This window comes from Pseudomonas sp. R151218B TE3479, from assembly GCF_053629195.1.
The window spans coordinates 59,938-74,710 of sequence record NZ_JBRJHV010000001.1 but is presented as its reverse complement, the minus strand read 5'-3'; the positions used below and the strand labels follow the sequence as shown (position 1 = coordinate 74,710).

The 14,773-nt window shown below is 62.1% G+C and carries 14 protein-coding genes; 10 read left to right on the top strand and 4 right to left on the bottom strand.

Annotated features, from left to right (window positions below; genetic code table 11):
* The first annotated feature begins 31 nt into the window (after positions 1–31).
* The 8 genes from AB7M32_RS00360 (at position 32) to AB7M32_RS00325 (ending at position 8,435) form a co-directional block, all read left to right on the top strand.
* The gene (locus tag AB7M32_RS00360; protein ID WP_072411907.1) at positions 32–505 is read left to right on the top strand and encodes a GspH/FimT family pseudopilin; all 474 of its coding nucleotides are present in this window, start codon (positions 32–34) and stop codon (positions 503–505) included.
* On the top strand, positions 502–963 hold the full coding sequence (pilV, locus tag AB7M32_RS00355; RefSeq protein WP_072411909.1) for a type IV pilus modification protein PilV: 462 nt from the start codon (positions 502–504) through the stop codon (positions 961–963). The genes AB7M32_RS00360 and pilV overlap by 4 nt, the downstream gene beginning before the upstream one ends.
* Entirely contained in the window at positions 960–1,673 is a 714-nt protein-coding gene (locus tag AB7M32_RS00350; RefSeq protein WP_454248797.1) for a PilW family protein, read from the top strand. Before pilV ends, AB7M32_RS00350 begins: the two co-directional genes overlap by 4 nt.
* Positions 1,674–1,678: 5 nt before the next feature.
* Positions 1,679–2,158, top strand: a complete 480-nt coding sequence (locus tag AB7M32_RS00345; protein ID WP_454252083.1) for a pilus assembly PilX family protein — start codon at positions 1,679–1,681, stop codon at positions 2,156–2,158.
* The gene (locus AB7M32_RS00340) at positions 2,145–5,258 is read left to right on the top strand and encodes a pilus assembly protein (RefSeq protein ID WP_454248796.1); all 3,114 of its coding nucleotides are present in this window, start codon (positions 2,145–2,147) and stop codon (positions 5,256–5,258) included. Before AB7M32_RS00345 ends, AB7M32_RS00340 begins: the two co-directional genes overlap by 14 nt.
* Before the next feature lie 10 nt (positions 5,259–5,268).
* The gene (locus AB7M32_RS00335) at positions 5,269–5,670 is read left to right on the top strand and encodes a type IV pilin protein (protein ID WP_454248795.1); all 402 of its coding nucleotides are present in this window, start codon (positions 5,269–5,271) and stop codon (positions 5,668–5,670) included.
* A gap of 57 nt (positions 5,671–5,727) precedes the next feature.
* Positions 5,728–6,828 carry a glycine oxidase ThiO gene (thiO, locus tag AB7M32_RS00330; protein WP_072411916.1) on the top strand — a complete coding sequence of 367 codons (1,101 nt, stop codon included), beginning with the start codon at positions 5,728–5,730 and terminating at the stop codon, positions 6,826–6,828.
* A 1,241-nt stretch (positions 6,829–8,069) separates the two neighbouring features.
* Positions 8,070–8,435 (top strand): DUF6124 family protein, encoded by a 366-nt coding sequence (locus tag AB7M32_RS00325; RefSeq protein WP_454248794.1) that lies wholly within the window; start codon positions 8,070–8,072, stop codon positions 8,433–8,435.
* Between the two features lie 164 nt (positions 8,436–8,599).
* Here the strand turns inward: AB7M32_RS00325 and AB7M32_RS00320 are convergent, their stop codons facing one another.
* The 4 genes from AB7M32_RS00320 to AB7M32_RS00305 all read right to left on the bottom strand — a co-directional run bounded on the left by AB7M32_RS00320 (position 8,600) and on the right by AB7M32_RS00305 (position 12,897).
* Complete coding sequence (locus AB7M32_RS00320) at positions 8,600–9,946, bottom strand: sigma-54-dependent transcriptional regulator (RefSeq protein ID WP_454248793.1); 1,347 nt, start codon at positions 9,944–9,946, stop codon at positions 8,600–8,602.
* On the bottom strand, positions 9,943–11,532 hold the full coding sequence (locus tag AB7M32_RS00315; RefSeq protein ID WP_454248792.1) for a two-component system sensor histidine kinase NtrB: 1,590 nt from the start codon (positions 11,530–11,532) through the stop codon (positions 9,943–9,945). Before AB7M32_RS00315 ends, AB7M32_RS00320 begins: the two co-directional genes overlap by 4 nt.
* Positions 11,522–11,755 (bottom strand): PP0621 family protein, encoded by a 234-nt coding sequence (locus AB7M32_RS00310; RefSeq protein ID WP_407806548.1) that lies wholly within the window; start codon positions 11,753–11,755, stop codon positions 11,522–11,524. The genes AB7M32_RS00315 and AB7M32_RS00310 overlap by 11 nt, the downstream gene beginning before the upstream one ends.
* A gap of 125 nt (positions 11,756–11,880) precedes the next feature.
* Positions 11,881–12,897: an outer membrane protein assembly factor BamD gene (locus AB7M32_RS00305; protein WP_072412413.1), complete on the bottom strand. Its 1,017-nt coding sequence runs from the start codon at positions 12,895–12,897 to the stop codon at positions 11,881–11,883.
* A 150-nt stretch (positions 12,898–13,047) separates the two neighbouring features.
* Here AB7M32_RS00305 and rluD point away from each other — a divergent pair, with 150 nt between their 5' ends.
* A complete protein-coding gene (gene rluD, locus AB7M32_RS00300) occupies positions 13,048–14,010 on the top strand; it encodes a 23S rRNA pseudouridine(1911/1915/1917) synthase RluD (RefSeq protein WP_060740571.1) in 963 nt (320 codons plus the stop codon).
* Positions 14,007–14,732 carry a peptidoglycan editing factor PgeF gene (pgeF, locus tag AB7M32_RS00295; protein ID WP_454248791.1) on the top strand — a complete coding sequence of 242 codons (726 nt, stop codon included), beginning with the start codon at positions 14,007–14,009 and terminating at the stop codon, positions 14,730–14,732. Before rluD ends, pgeF begins: the two co-directional genes overlap by 4 nt.
* Positions 14,733–14,773: the final 41 nt, after the last annotated feature.

The following is a 14,773-nucleotide window of genomic DNA, read 5'->3' as shown; positions in this document are numbered from 1 at the left end:
CAGGTATAGCCGACGGCAACGGAGGGCACCGATGGATCTTCGTACAAAAGGTTTCACGCTGATCGAGGTGCTGGTGGCCCTTGGCGTGCTGCTGATCCTGATTACCATGGCGGTGCCGTCATTCACCGGCTCGCTGCAGAGCACCAAGGCCGACACCGAGGTTGACGACTTGCGCCGGGCGCTGAACTTTGCCCGGCTGGAGGCGATCGACCGTGGTATCACCACGCGCATCCGCCCCACGGCCGAGGGCAGCGTCTGGAGCGGCGAACTGACGGTGTATGACAGTACTGGCACGCCGGCCAATGTATTGCGGGTTGTTCCAGCGATGAGCAGTGGCGCGACTCTGACGCTAACCTCAGAGGTGAACAACATCGATTTCAACAACCTCGGTGGGTTATCGGCGCCGGCCACGCCGGTGAGCTTCAATTACGTACGAGGGGCGCAGAGCAGGACGCTGAGTGTTTGCCTCAATGGAAGAATCGTATTGGGCGGAAGTTGCGGATGAAGGATTGCAGTAAAAGGGCACAGGAGGGCATGACGCTGATCGAGGTGCTGGTGGCGGTGCTGATTCTCGGCGTCGGCTTGCTGGGGGCGGCGATGATCCAGCTCAATGCGCTCAAGTACACCGACAGTTCGCGCATGACCAGCCAGGCCAGCTTCATCGCCTACGACCTGCTGGACCGCATACGCGCCAACTCCGGCGCCGACTACACCGTCACTCCGCCCAGCTCGCCGAACCTCAACGTGGCCCGGGACCAGGACCTCTACGATTTCAAGACCAACATTATTGCCTTCGGCGGCGCCACGGCCACCGGCACCATTGCCCTGAACCAGCGGGTCTACACCATCACCATTTCCTGGGACGACGCCCGGGCCGCCAACACCACCGACGCGGCCGAGGCGCGGCGCAGTTTCGTACTGACCAGCCGCGTCGCCGTCGATCCGCCGGGGACGCCGCCATGAACAGGCGCTGCCGGGGATTCGGCCTGATTGAATTGATGATTGCCCTGGTGCTCAGCCTGATCGTCATCCTGGGTGTCGTGCAGGTTTTCATCGCCGCCAAGAACACCTACATCAGCCAAAACGCGGCGGCGGTGATGCAGGAGGACGCCCGGTTCGTCCTGAGCAAAATGGTCCAGGAGATTCGCATGGTGGGCATGTTCGGCTGTCTGGGGAACATTACCGATGCTTCCACCGCCAATGACTTCAATGCCAGCCAGATCACCCCGATCCGCTGGGATAACGCCAACCGCCGATTGACCCTGGTGACCGCCGACGTAGGGAGTGGCGGTAGCGCTCCGACCTGGACCGTCGTCTCCGATTGCCGCACCTCGGCGACGGCCTATACCAACGCGCGGCTACCGGCGGCGGGGCAGTTGGCCTTCCCGATCCGCCGACTGGTCTACAGCTTCAACAATAACCAATTGCTGCTGGGCAGCGGCGCCGGCAACCCGACCTTGTCGGTGCTGGTGGACAACGTGCGGGCGTTCGACGTGACGTTTGGCGTGGCCGGCAGCGCGACGGACATCGCGGCGTCGAGCTATACGAGCAATCCGCCTGACCCGGCGCTGATCCGCAGCGTGCGCCTGACCCTGACGCTTTTTGATCCGAGGAACGCAGTGCGCGAGCAGACCTTCAATGTGGTTGCCGCCTTGCGCAACCGATTGCTATGAAGGAGATGACTTCGATGGGGCAGGTGCACCGCCAGCGGGGCATGGCATTGCTGGTCAGCCTGGTTTTCCTGTTGCTGCTGACGCTGATCGGTCTGTCATCGATGCAGAGCGCCACCCTCCAGGAAAAAATGACCAGCAGCGTCATGCAGCGCAACCAGTCGTTCCAGGTGGCCGAGGCGGCGCTAAGGGTGGGGGAAAGCGCGGTGCAGGTCGAAACCTACTCATTGCCGGTGTGTACCACCACGACCCAGTGCGCTCCGCCGGCCGAGTCGGCGACGCTGACGGGGGCTGGGCGCAATTCGTCGTCGGGGGTGCTCTGGGTTGCCGCCGCCGGTGGGTTTTATGGCGTGCAGAACATCGGCACGACGCTCACGGCCGTCAACGTGCCGCTCAATACGTCGGCGACGTTGTACCGGATCACAGCGGTGGCGGTGGTGGGGAATAACCAGCGCAGCGTGGTGGAGAGCATTTATGCGAAGTACTGAGGTGCGCGGTGGTTGGAGGCAGGTGCTGTGGGGGGCGTTGCTCAGCCTTTACCTGGCGGCGCCGGCCTATGCGTTCACGCCTTCGGATTCGCCCTTGCTGAGTGCGGCCGCCGTCACGCCGAATGTGATGCTGCTGATCGATGATTCGGGGAGCATGAACAACATTATCTGGGCGGCGGGGTTTGATCCGGCGGCGACGCAAACACGCACATTTGCATGCAGTTCCAGCAGCAATTGCAATGACAGGTATGAGCTGGACCAGGACGACTCGAATATCCTGTTGTTGAGTCTGTTGCGTGGCGGCTGCTCGTCTGGTTGGTACGGCTTCTATCGAACCAGCATCGGGCGGATCTGTCTGCGGTTGCCGGACCCGGTAGGGAACGGGGATACCCGTTACACCGCTAAATACCTGGCATACCTGGTGACCTTGGCCAACGGCTCGAGTCGGGACTTCACCACCGGCACCATCCCCAATGACTATCGCATCAACGTCGCACGGGACGTCTCTAACGACCTGGTCGCCAATAACCGCGCTCTGCGTATCGGCCTCGCCACGTTCAATCCACCTAATTTCAGCAACTCCGGCCCCGGGGGCTACATCGCCCGCGCCATCAGCGATCTGTCACCGGTCAGCGGCAGCGTGACCCAGACCCAAGCCAACAGCAACTACAGCGCGCTGATCAGCGCCATCAACGGCCTGGGTGCGGTCGCCAATACCCCCTTGGCCGAGAGCTACTACGAGGTCACCCGTTATTTCAGGGGGATGGCGCCTTACTACAATGGAACGCCCGCCACCTACACCAGCCCGATCCAGTACCGTTGCCAGAAAAACTTCGGCGTGGTGATCACCGACGGCTTGCCCACCTATGACCGGACGTTCCCCACCAACGACCCGCAGGGTACCCCAACGGGCGGCGCCCGGCTGCCCAACTGGGATGGCATCAGTAGCAATGATGGCGACAACGCCAGTGGTGACAGTGAGGGCGACACGCTTTACCTGGATGACATCGCCAAGTTCGCCTTCGACATCGACATGCGCTCCACCGGCACTGACGCCACCGGCAAGAGCTGGAACACCACGGATTTTCCCCGGCAGTATCTCAATACCTACACCGTGGGTTTTGCCGTCACCAACCAGATGTTGTCCGATGCTGCCCGTTACGGGGCGGGCAAGTATTATCCGGCGAGCGATAGCGAAGGCTTGAACTCGGCCCTGTCGTCAGCCTTGAGCGACATCACTTCCAAGGCTGGCTCCGGGGGCGGCGGCACCACCAATGCCGCCACATTGTCGAGCACCTCCAGTTATTACCAGACCACGTATGATCCCAAGGACTGGCGCGGCACCATCCGGGCGTTCGGCTTTACCTCGGCGGGCACGGTCAACACGGCAGCGGTGCAGTGGACCACCGATACCGCCATCGTGCCCGGCGCCACGGCACCGATCTATCAGTCCTGGAACACCGCGACCAACGTGCCGGTGACCCTGGCCTACGGCAACTTTTCGCCGGCCCAGCAAACCAGCCTCAGCCAGAGCCTGCCCACGGGGATCACCGGCAATGACCTGGTGGAGTGGAGCAAGGGCGTCAACAAGACCGGCCTGAAGGTGCGCAGCGCGTTGCTGGGGGACATTATCAATTCGCCGCTGGTGCTGGCATCGCCCAATGACCAGACCGCTGCGGACCTGCTCAACGACACCAGCTATAGCACCTACCTGGCGACCAAGGCGACGAACATGAGCGCTAGCCTGGTGGTGAACGGCAACGATGGTTTTTTCAGTGTCATCAACAGTGCAAACGGCACGCGGCGTTACGCCTACATGCCTTCGAACGTGCTGCCCTCGTTGCAGGACATCGCCGACACCAACTACATCAACGGCGTGAGCCACAAATTCCTGGTGGATGGACAGGTCGGTGTATTCGACGTGCAGTCGGGGAGCGCCTGGAAGACCGTGGCCCTGGGCGGCACGGGGGCCGGCGGCAAGACGTTCTTCGCGGTGCAACTGTTCGATGCGGCGGCGGGCAATGCGTTTCGGGCGCTGTGGGAAATCAGCGCGCCAACCGTTGCCAGCACCGCCAACGCCTTCAATGACCTGGGCTATGCCTACGCCCGCCCCGAGGTCGCACGCCTGGCGGACGGTCGCTGGGCGGCGTTCATCGCCAACGGCTATGGCAGCAACAGCGGCGTGGCGGCGTTGTACGTCGTGGATATCCGTGACGGTTCGCTGATCCGCAAAATCGTCATCAACAGCAGTGAGACCGATAACGGCCTGTCGTCGGTCAAGTTGCGGGTCAACTCCCAGAATGTGGTGCAGGCCGCGTACGGTGGCGACTTGAAGGGGCGGATGTGGAAATTCGACCTCAGCGGCACCTCACCCACCGCGTGGGGCCTGGCGTTCGCGGGCCAGCCGTTGTTCACCGCCCCTGGCGGCGCGACCCAACCGATCACCGTTCAACCGTTGCTGGCCGATAATCCCCAGGGTGGCACCCAGGTGTTTTTCGGCACCGGTAAGTTCAACGAGACGGCGGACAAACTCAACAAGGACCTGCAAGGGTTCTACTCGATCTGGGACGCCATCGGCGGTGCGGGGCAAATCACGGTGTCGAGCCTGCAGGCGCAGTCGATCACCGGGGTGTTCTCAGGCACCACGGGGCAGTTCGTGACCACCAGTCAAACCGACGTGGCTTATCCTTCGAAAAAGGGCTGGTACCTGCCCCTGGTGTACAACAACGTGTTGACCGGGGAGCGGGTGATCAACCCGGCCAATCTGGTGAGCGGGCGCGTGGTCTTTACCACGGCCGCCGTGGACACCACCGACCCATGCGCCAGCTTCGGTACCGGAAAACTGATCGAAGTGGATGCGTTCAACGGTAAGATGCTCAACTACGCGGTGCTCGATACCAACGGTGACGGTGCGCTCAATACCCTCGACACGATTTCCAGCGGGGTGGTCTTCACCGGCGGTATCCCGACCTTGAGTGCCGTCGTCAGCGCCAGCGGGGCCACCAACATGATCGTCAACGACTCCAGCGGCAACATCACCGAGTTGCTGGAAAAAACCGTGGGCGGCAGCCGTCGCATCATGTGGCGACAAATTCAGTGAGAGGTAAGGTATGCACAGATCCAACCGGGGTTTCACCTTGATCGAAATCATGATCGTGATCGCGATCATCGGTATTGTGATCACCGTCGGCTATCCGAGCCTGACCGAATACATGAAGAAGGGCCGACGCACTGAAATTGCCGGGCTCTTATCCGAGCAGGCGCAAATTCTCGAGCGCTACTATTCGAAGAACAACGTCTACACCAATGCAACCGGGCTGAGCAGCGGCAACGATTTCTACACCATTACCCAGACGTTGGCAGACCAGAGTTTCACCCTGACCGCCGTACGCAAGAGCGGCTCGTCCATGGCGACGGACAAGTGCGGTGATTTCACCCTCAACAACACCGGTGCACGGGGCATGCTCAACGCCACTGCGGGGCTGACCACCAAGGATTGTTGGGGTCGCTGAGTTTCTTTTATCCGGGCGCGTGTTGGCGCCCTTTGTTTTAGTGAGTCGAATCAGAACATGACCAGGCAACAGCAAGTGGTGATCGTCGGTGGCGGAGTCATCGGCCTGCTGACGGCGTTCAATCTGGCGTCCGAAGGGCAACGTGTGGTGCTGCTGGACCGTTCCAATGTCGGCCAGGAGTCGTCCTGGGCCGGCGGCGGTATCGTTTCGCCGTTGTACCCGTGGCGCTACAGCCCGGCGGTCACGGCGCTGGCCCATTGGTCGCAGGATTTTTATCCACAGTTGGGTGAGCGTTTGTTCGCGGCCACCGGGATCGATCCACAAGTGCACGTGACCGGGCTGTATTGGCTGGACCTGGACGACCAGGACGAAGCGCTGGCCTGGGCCGAGCGGGAAGGGCGCCCGCTGCGGGCCGTGGATATCTCGACGGTCCACGACGCCGTGCCGGTGCTGGGTGCGGGTTTTTCCCGGGCGATCTACATGGCTGGCGTGGCCAACGTGCGTAACCCTCGGCTGGTGAAATCCCTCAAGGCGGCGTTGCAGGCGTTGCCCAATGTCACGCTTCATGAACATTGCGAGGTCAGCGGGTTCATCCGCGATGGCGGGCGTGTCGTGGGGGTGGACAGTTCGGCGGGACCGATGCGTGGCGATCAGGTGGTGCTGGCGGCGGGGGCCTGGAGTGGTGAACTGCTCAAGACGCTGGGGCTGAAGTTGCCGGTCGAGCCGGTCAAGGGCCAGATGATTCTGTACAAATGCGCGTCGGACTTCTTGTCGAGTATGGTTCTGGCCAAGGGGCGTTATGCGATCCCCCGTCGTGATGGGCACATCCTGGTTGGCAGTACGCTGGAGCGCGAAGGTTTCGACAAGACCCCGACCGAGGTTGCGTTGGAGAGCCTGAAGGCGTCTGCACAGCAACTGATTCCGGCGCTGGCGGGTGCCGAGGTGGTGGGGCATTGGGCCGGGTTGCGGCCTGGCTCGCCTGAAGGTGTTCCCTACATCGGCGAGGTGCCGGGGGTTGCTGGGTTGTGGTTGAACTGCGGGCATTATCGTAATGGGCTGGTGTTGGCGCCGGCGTCGTGTCAGTTGTTTACGGATCTGATGTTGGGGCGCGAGCCGGTGATCGATCCTGTGCCGTATGCGCCGGCTGGGCGCTTGTAAGGTTCGGCTTTGATGCTGCACCTGTACCCAGATCCAATTGTGGGAGCGAGCTTGCTCGCGATGGCGGCCTGATAGCCGGTCGGGATTTTGTTGACCGAGTACATATCCATTGCTGCGGTAACGGCCGCTTAAGGTTCCGCCCTGACGGCGGGTCACTTTCGAAAAGCGCGAAAGTAACCAAAGCGCTTTTGCCCCACCACTCGGCACCTCGCCTAGGCTCGGTGTGCCCTCACTCCGGCATTGCTCCGTGGGCCGCCGCGAAGGGCCATCCATGGCCCAGCGCGGCTATCCCGGCATCCATGCCGGGATGCCCACTCCACAATGCCTGCGTTCGGCCAGCGTGGTTAACGGGGCGCCCCAGATCAAGATCAAAAGCGAGGCGGCCTGACAGCCGGCCTGGCTCTCCCGCTCGTACACCTGTCAGATCTGTGGGAGCAAAGCTTGCTCGCGAGGCGGCCTTATAGCCGACCTGGCTCTTCCGGTCCTAGTGCGATCCCATTGTGGGAGCGAGCTTGCTCGCGAAGACGGCGGTACATCCAACGCTGATGCAAGCTGATCCACCGCCATCGCGAGCAAGCTTTGCTCCCAGAGGGATTTGCAGTGGCCGAAAATCTGTAGATCGTCACCGACCCAATGTGTGCGAGCTTGCTCGCGAAGGCGATGGCACAGTCGATGAATATGTTGAATGCTCCGGCCTCTTCGCGAGCAAGCCCGCTCCCACAGGAGAAACGCGATCACCCAGAACCAGGTCGGCTATCAGGCCGCCTCGCGGTGGACGTTGATCTCGGAGCCCCGTTAACCACGATGGCCGAACGCAGGTATTGCGTAGTGGGCATCCCGGCATGGATGCCGGGATAGCCGCGCTGGGCCATGGATGGCCCTTCGCGGCGGGCCCACGGAGCAATGCCGGAGTGAGGGCACACCGAGCCAAAGCGAGGTGCCAAGTGGTGGGGCAGAAGCGTTTTGCTTACTTTTGCGCTTCTCAAAAGTGAGCCGCCGTCAGGGCGGAACCGCCAGCGGCCGCAACCGCAGAAACGGATATACACACCACCCTCACAGTCAACCAGGCTTTTGTGGGAATGGTCGGACAAAAATTTGATTCAAAAAGAATTTTCCGACGAGTTCTGGCGGTTGCCGGGTGGGAAGAACTCTGGCTAACCTTTCCCGGTCGCTGCCAATTCAGCGTCCGGGCGTCGCGGCCCGAAAAACTTGGTAATCCATTCCCTCTTTGGAGTACCGCAATGAGTGACAAACCCCTACCACCTTCAGAAACCAATAACGCTTCTCCTGACTCCAGCCTAAACCCAAAAGGGCTTGATGAAGCCGCCAAACGCGCCCTCGACTATTACCTCGGCCCAAAGCCCGAAGCCAAAAAGAAACCCGCCTCAAACCAGCTATTCACCGTCGTGGACGGTATCGACACCGAATGTCTCCTCACCAACCTCAGCGAAACCCTGGCCTCCGCCAACGCCACGATCAGCGACCTAGCCTTCGAACTTGAAGGCTCGCGACGGCATATTGCCTTGGGGGTACAGCAGTTGATTGAGCTGAGCGAACTATTGGCCAATCGTGTGCTGGACGAGCGGGTACCCGTGCCGGAGGGCTAGAGAGCTGTGGCGAGGGAGCTTGCTCCCGCTGGGCTGCGAAGCGGCCCCGAACCTGACACCCTGGTGTATCAAGTTGATCGAGGCGCTGCTTTTGGGGCTGCTGCGCAGCCCTGCGGGAGCAAGCTCCCTCGCCACAGGTTAAGTAGGGGCTTGAGGACCGCGCTTTAATCCAGCCCCAACTTCTTCAACCGATACCGCATCGACCGAAACGACAACTTCAGCCGTTGCGCCGCGGCCGTGCGGTTCCAGCGGGTTTCCTCCAGGGCTTGGAGGATGAGTTTACGTTCGACGTCTTCGAGGTAGTCTTCCAAGTTGTCGACCTGCATCAAGTCGGGGTTGCCCGCCTCAGAGCTGGCATTGCCCTCGGCCAGGCGCAGGTCGTCGGCTTCGATCAGCTGTTGTTCGCACAGGGTGTAGGCCCGTTCGAGCATGTTCTCCAGTTCCCGCACATTGCCCGGGAAACGGTAGTTTTGCAGGGCTTGCAGAGCTTGTGGATGTAGCTTGGCCGCAGGGCTGGCGGTGTTGCTGGCCAGTCGCTGAAGCATGTGATTGGCCAGTGGTTCGATGTCTTCGCGGCGTTCGCGCAAGGGCGGGACACGCAATTCGATGACATTCAGCCGGTAATACAGATCCTGGCGAAAGCGCCCGGCGGCCACTTCGCCGTCCAGGTCCTTGTGGGTGGCGCAGAGGATTCGCACATCCACCACTTCCTCTTGCTGGCCGCCCACGGCGCGTACGGCCTTTTCCTGGATGGCTCGCAACAGCTTGACCTGCATTGCCAGGGGCAGGTCGGCCACTTCATCGAGGAACAAGGTGCCGCCATGAGCCGCCTGGAACAGTCCGGGCTTGTCTTCGATGGCGCCGCTGAAGCTGCCTTTGCGGTGGCCGAAGAACTCGCTTTCCATCAATTCAGTGGGAATCGCCCCACAGTTGACCGGCACAAAGCTCTGGTTGGCACGGGGGCCTTGTTCGTGGATCAGCCGGGCGACCAGTTCCTTGCCGCAGCCTGATTCCCCACTGATGTACACCGGTGCCTGGCTGCGGGCGAGCTTTTCGATCTGTTTGCGCACGTTGCGCATTGGCGGCGAGTCGCCCAGCAGGCAGCGCTCGATGGTACTGGGTGGTGTGGCGACCGGAGGCAGGCGCAGGGCGCTGGTGACCAGTTCCCGCAGCCGACCCAGGTCGACCGGCTTGGTCAGGAAATCGAAGGCGCCGGCCTTGAGGGCGTCGATGGCGGTTTCCAGGCTGCCATAGGCGGTGATCATCGCCACGGGCAGCTGTGGATAACGCTGCTGGATGTGCTGCACCAGCTCCAGGCCGGTGCCATCGGGCAGGCGCATGTCGGTCAGGCACAGGTCGAAGGCATCCCCCGTCAGCAGGGCTTGGGCCTCGGCAAGGTTCTTGGCGCTGCGGGTGTCGAGTTTCATCCGACCCAGGGTGATGTCCAGGAGTTCGCGGATGTCCGGTTCGTCATCGACGATCAGGATTCGTTGCCGTGAGCGATTATTCAAAGCTGTTTCCGTCCGTGAGCAAAGGTGATGCGAAAGCAACCGCCGCCTTGGCGTGGTTTGAAGTCTAGGCGGGCTTGATTGCTTTCGCACAGCTCCCGGGACAGATAGAGCCCAAGGCCGGTGCCCTGGCTACTGGTGGTAAAGAAGGGTTCGAACAAATGCGCCTGCTGATCGGGTGTTACACCGGGGCCGTTGTCGATGATGTCCAGTGTCGATAGCTGGCTGTGGGGGTCGATGAACAGTTTCAACCAGGCCTCGGCCTGTTCATGGGCCATTGCGCTGTGGCGCCAGGCGTTGCGCAGCAGGTTGTCGAGTACCTGGGTGAGCTGGTCGGGGTCCATCAGCGTGGTGTAGTCCCCCGGGTCGATGCTCAAGTGCAATCGCTGGTGTTCGGCCATGCTTTCGCGGGCCTGCCGGACGAATTGGTCGAGCCAGGTGCGCAGGTCGAGGCGCTGGGGTGTGGTTTGTTGGCGGCGAGACAGCTGCAGAACGTTTTCAATGACGCGATTCATTCGTTGGGAGTGATCTTGAACGATCTGCGTCAGACGCCGATCCGCGTCGTTCAGTTCCTCGGATTCGCGCAGCAATTGCGCCGCGTGACTGATGGCGCCCAAGGGGTTGCGGATTTCATGGGCGATACCGGCAGTGAGGCGCCCGAGGGAAGCGAGTTTCAACTGCTGGGCCTGCTGGGCAACCTGGGCCAGGTCTTCAAGGAACACCAGGATCTGCTGCTGATCGTGATGCCCCAGGGCGATGAAGCTCGGTTGCAGGGTCAGGCCCGTGCCGGTAACGGTCAGGCTGGACGGGCGCAGGCTGGGGTTGTTTCGCCACAATTGCAGGCGTTCGACCAGGGCAGTGGAGTAATCGTCGAGCTGCTGGCCGACCAGATCGTGCATGCCCAGCAGGTTCAGCGCGCTTTCGTTGGCCAATTGCACCCGGCGCTCACGGTCAAGCACCAGGATACCGGTGCGCATGCGTTGCAGGATCAAGGCGTTGAGCGCCTCCAGGCCGATCACTTCGCTGGCTCGTTGTTCAGCCAGGGTTTCGCTGGCTTCCAGGCGTCGGGTCAGGCCTTGCACCAGCAGCGCGGCGGCAAAGCACAGTGCCCCGAGGGTGCCGGCCTGCAAATAACTGCTGGGACGGTTCGAGTCGCTCAAGCCAAGAAAGAAGCTCGATCCGACGATGCCGAGGGTGGCAACGGCCGCGATCAACAGGCCGATCCGGCCTCGCAGCAGCGTGTTGCCGATGGCCACCGAGACAATGAGCAGGTTGCCGATGGCACTGGGCACACCGCCGGCTGCGAAAAACAGCCACGAAAGCAACAGCACGTCGGTGAGGGCCAGGCCGAACAGCCGGGCAGGGCGACGCGTGTTCTCAAGGAACACCACCAGCAGAATGTTCAGCACCAGGTACAACCAGCTGCCGCTGCGCAGCAGGTCGTCGTCGGCGAACTCCAGCAGGCGGTTGTCCATGTTGCTGGAGATCAGCAGCACCAGGGTGATGCCGATACTCAGGCGGTACAGGTGATAGAGGCGCAGCAGGCGCTGCGTCTGTTTGACGCGTGGGCTTGAGGCCTCAGCGCTCACGATTGCCCGGGCCTTGCTCGAGATGAGCCTGGCTGCAATACCATTGTTGTTCGAGGGCCAGCGCCCGGTCACGGGGCAGGTGTACGCCGCATTGGGCGCAGCGCACCATGGGCGGTGCGTCCTGCTCCTGAGTGGAGCGCGATGCCCGAGGGCCGCTTTTCACCCCGCGAAAGATCCATATGGCGGCGGCAACGACAGCGAACAAGATCAATAAACGAAGCATGATAGGCGGCTTTCTGGCGAGTGATCAGGCAGTTTAGCCAAGGACTGGAACGGCGCACAGCGCAATAAAAGCCAGGCACAAAAAAGGGAGACCGCTGGGTCTCCCTGTTTACTGATGCCTTGGCCTCAGTCGAACATGCCGAAGGTCATGTAGCTGAACCAGGAACGGTCGGTGGACTCGTTCTCGGGCTCTTCTTCTTCGATCACGTCGCCATTTTCATCTTTGGGCTTGAGTTCGTTCGGGATGGCTTCCTTGGCATCCTGGAATTGACGTTGTACGTCCTGGTTGGCGCGGGTTTCGCCCGGCGGCAGCGGTGGACGGGATTCGATCAGGCCCAGGGTCGCCTTGCTCAGCCACGAACGGTTGTCCGCTTCGTCGACCCGTGGGGTGAACTGGCCATCGACCAACGACGGGTGATCCGGGTAGTTCAGCTTGAGGGTTTCCAGGCTGGTGGCCGCCAGGTCGTCCAGGTGCAGGCGCTGGTAGGCTTCGGTCATCACCGCCAGGCCATCACCCACCGAAGGGGTTTCCTGGAAGTTTTCCACCACGTAGCGGCCACGGTTGGCGGCGGCGACATAGGCCTGACGGGTCAGGTAGTAGTCGGCCACGTGGATTTCGTAGGAGGCCAGCAGGTTGCGCAGGTAGATCATGCGCTGCTTGGCGTCCGGCGAGTAGCGGCTGTTGGGGAAGCGGCTGGTCAGCTGGGCGAACTCGTTGTAGGAGTCGCGTGCGGCGCCCGGGTCACGCTTGGTCATGTCCAGCGGCAGGAAGCGCGCCAGCAGGCCGACGTCCTGGTCGAAGGAGGTCAGGCCCTTGAGGTAATAGGCGTAATCGACGTTCGGGTGCTGCGGGTGCAGACGAATGAAACGCTCGGCGGCGGACTTGGCGGCTTCCGGCTCGGCGTTCTTGTAGTTGGCGTAGATCAGCTCCAATTGGGCCTGATCGGCGTAGCGACCGAACGGATACCGCGACTCCAGCGCCTTCAGCTTGGCGGTGGCGCTGGTATAGCTGTTGTTATCCAGGTCGTTCTGCGCCTGTTGGTACAGTTCGACTTCGCTCAGGTTTTCGTCTACGACTTCCTTCGACGAGCAAGCAGCAGTCAATGCGAGGATGGCGATCAGCAGCAGGTGTTTCACTTGCATGGCGGCTTGCGTCCCTATGACGGCCGCTGTCTTGGGCGGGGCCGTCCTGTTATGATGAGCGCCCCGTTGAAAGCCTCGGGGCAAAAGACGCCGTATTTAACCACAAGCGCGCAGCCGAAACCAAAGGCTGTGCCGACGCCCAGTCCGAGCATGTCCGATAAAATAGAACTTCGCGCAGAGGTGCCGTCCGAATTGGGCGGCCAACGCCTCGATCAAGTCGCCGCACAACTCTTTGCCGAGCACTCTCGCTCGCGCCTTTCCGCCTGGATCAAGGACGGCCGCCTGACTGTGGATGGGGCGGTGATTCGTCCGCGCGACATCGTCCATGGCGGCGCCATCCTCGAACTGACTGCCGAGCAGGAGGCCCAGGGAGAATGGGTCGCCCAGGACATTGCCCTGGACATCGTCTATGAGGACGATGACATCCTGGTGATCAACAAGCCTGCGGGCCTGGTGGTGCACCCGGCGGCCGGTCATGCCGACGGCACGCTGCTCAACGCCTTGCTGCACCACGTACCGGACATCGTCAATGTGCCCCGTGCCGGCATCGTGCATCGCCTGGACAAGGACACCACCGGCCTGATGGTGGTGGCCAAGACCATCCAGGCGCAGACACAGCTGGTCACACAGCTGCAAAGCCGCAGTGTCAGCCGCATCTATGAATGCATTGTGATCGGGGTCGTCACCGCCGGTGGCAAGATCAACGCCCCGATCGGTCGTCACGGCCAGCAGCGCCAGCGCATGGCGGTGATGGAAGGTGGCAAGCAGGCGGTCAGCCACTATCGTGTGCTGGAGCGTTTCCGTTCCCACACCCACGTGCGGGTCAAGCTGGAAACGGGTCGTACCCACCAGATCCGTGTGCACATGGCCCACATCAACTTCCCGTTGGTGGGCGACCCGGCCTATGGCGGTCGTTTCCGCATTCCGCCAGCCGCCAGCCAGACCATGGTCGAATCGCTGAAGAATTTTCCGCGCCAGGCGCTGCACGCGCGTTTCCTGGAACTTGATCATCCGACGACCGGCAAACGCATGAGCTGGGAATCGCCGTTGCCGGATGATTTCGTCTGGCTGCTGACGTTGCTCAAGCAGGACCGCGAGGCGTTCGTCGGATGAGTGTCTGGCTGACACCCGACTGGCCCGCGCCGGCCCGGGTCAAGGCCTGCGTCACCACCCGCGAGGGCGGCGTCAGCCTGGCGCCGTTCGACAGCCTCAACCTGGGCGACCATGTGGGCGACGACCCCTCCGCCGTCGCCGAAAACCGCCGTCGTCTCATTGATCAATTCGTCATCACCCCGGCCTGGCTGCAGCAGGTCCACGGCATTGCCGTGGCCGAGGCTGACCCGACCCGGGTGGCGACCGCCGATGCCAGTTGGACCGCCACGCCGGGTATTGCTTGCACCGCAATGACCGCCGATTGCCTGCCGGTGCTGTTCTGCAACCTTGCCGGCACCCGCGTCGCGGCGGCCCATGCCGGTTGGCGTGGGCTGGCGAACGGTGTGCTGGAAGCCACCCTCGACAGCCTTGCCGTGCCGGCGAATGAAATCTTGGCCTGGCTCGGCCCGGCCATCGGGCCGCAAGCGTTCGAAGTCGGGCCGGAAGTGCGTGAAGCCTTCACCGCGCAACTGCCTGAAGCGGTAAAAGCCTTTGCCGCGAGCCCCAATACTGGCAAGTTCCTCGCCGACATCTATCAGTTGGCCCGCTTGCGGCTGGCGGCGCGCGGTGTCACTGCGGTGTACGGTGGCGGCCTCTGCACCGTGAACGACCCACGTTTCTTTTCCTACCGGCGCAACCCGCGCACCGGCCGCTTTGCCTCGTTGATCTGGATCGAACGCTAGACTTCCCTGACCTGCATCAAGGCTGCGCTGCTTGAAACTTC

Bases quoted from the DNA above. Each gene is read 5' to 3' on its own strand.
- AB7M32_RS00360 (WP_072411907.1), top strand. From the start codon at position 32: ATGGATCTTCGTACAAAAGGTTTCACGCTGATCGAGGTGCTGGTGGCC.
- pilV (WP_072411909.1), top strand. From the start codon at position 502: ATGAAGGATTGCAGTAAAAGGGCACAGGAGGGCATGACGCTGATCGAG.
- AB7M32_RS00350 (WP_454248797.1), top strand. From the start codon at position 960: ATGAACAGGCGCTGCCGGGGATTCGGCCTGATTGAATTGATGATTGCC.
- AB7M32_RS00345 (WP_454252083.1), top strand. From the start codon at position 1,679: ATGACTTCGATGGGGCAGGTGCACCGCCAGCGGGGCATGGCATTGCTG.
- AB7M32_RS00340 (WP_454248796.1), top strand. From the start codon at position 2,145: ATGCGAAGTACTGAGGTGCGCGGTGGTTGGAGGCAGGTGCTGTGGGGG.
- AB7M32_RS00335 (WP_454248795.1), top strand. From the start codon at position 5,269: ATGCACAGATCCAACCGGGGTTTCACCTTGATCGAAATCATGATCGTG.
- thiO (WP_072411916.1), top strand. From the start codon at position 5,728: ATGACCAGGCAACAGCAAGTGGTGATCGTCGGTGGCGGAGTCATCGGC.
- AB7M32_RS00325 (WP_454248794.1), top strand. From the start codon at position 8,070: ATGAGTGACAAACCCCTACCACCTTCAGAAACCAATAACGCTTCTCCT.
- AB7M32_RS00310 (WP_407806548.1), bottom strand. From the start codon at position 11,755: ATGCTTCGTTTATTGATCTTGTTCGCTGTCGTTGCCGCCGCCATATGG.
- AB7M32_RS00305 (WP_072412413.1), bottom strand. From the start codon at position 12,897: ATGCAAGTGAAACACCTGCTGCTGATCGCCATCCTCGCATTGACTGCT.
- rluD (WP_060740571.1), top strand. From the start codon at position 13,048: ATGTCCGATAAAATAGAACTTCGCGCAGAGGTGCCGTCCGAATTGGGC.
- pgeF (WP_454248791.1), top strand. From the start codon at position 14,007: ATGAGTGTCTGGCTGACACCCGACTGGCCCGCGCCGGCCCGGGTCAAG.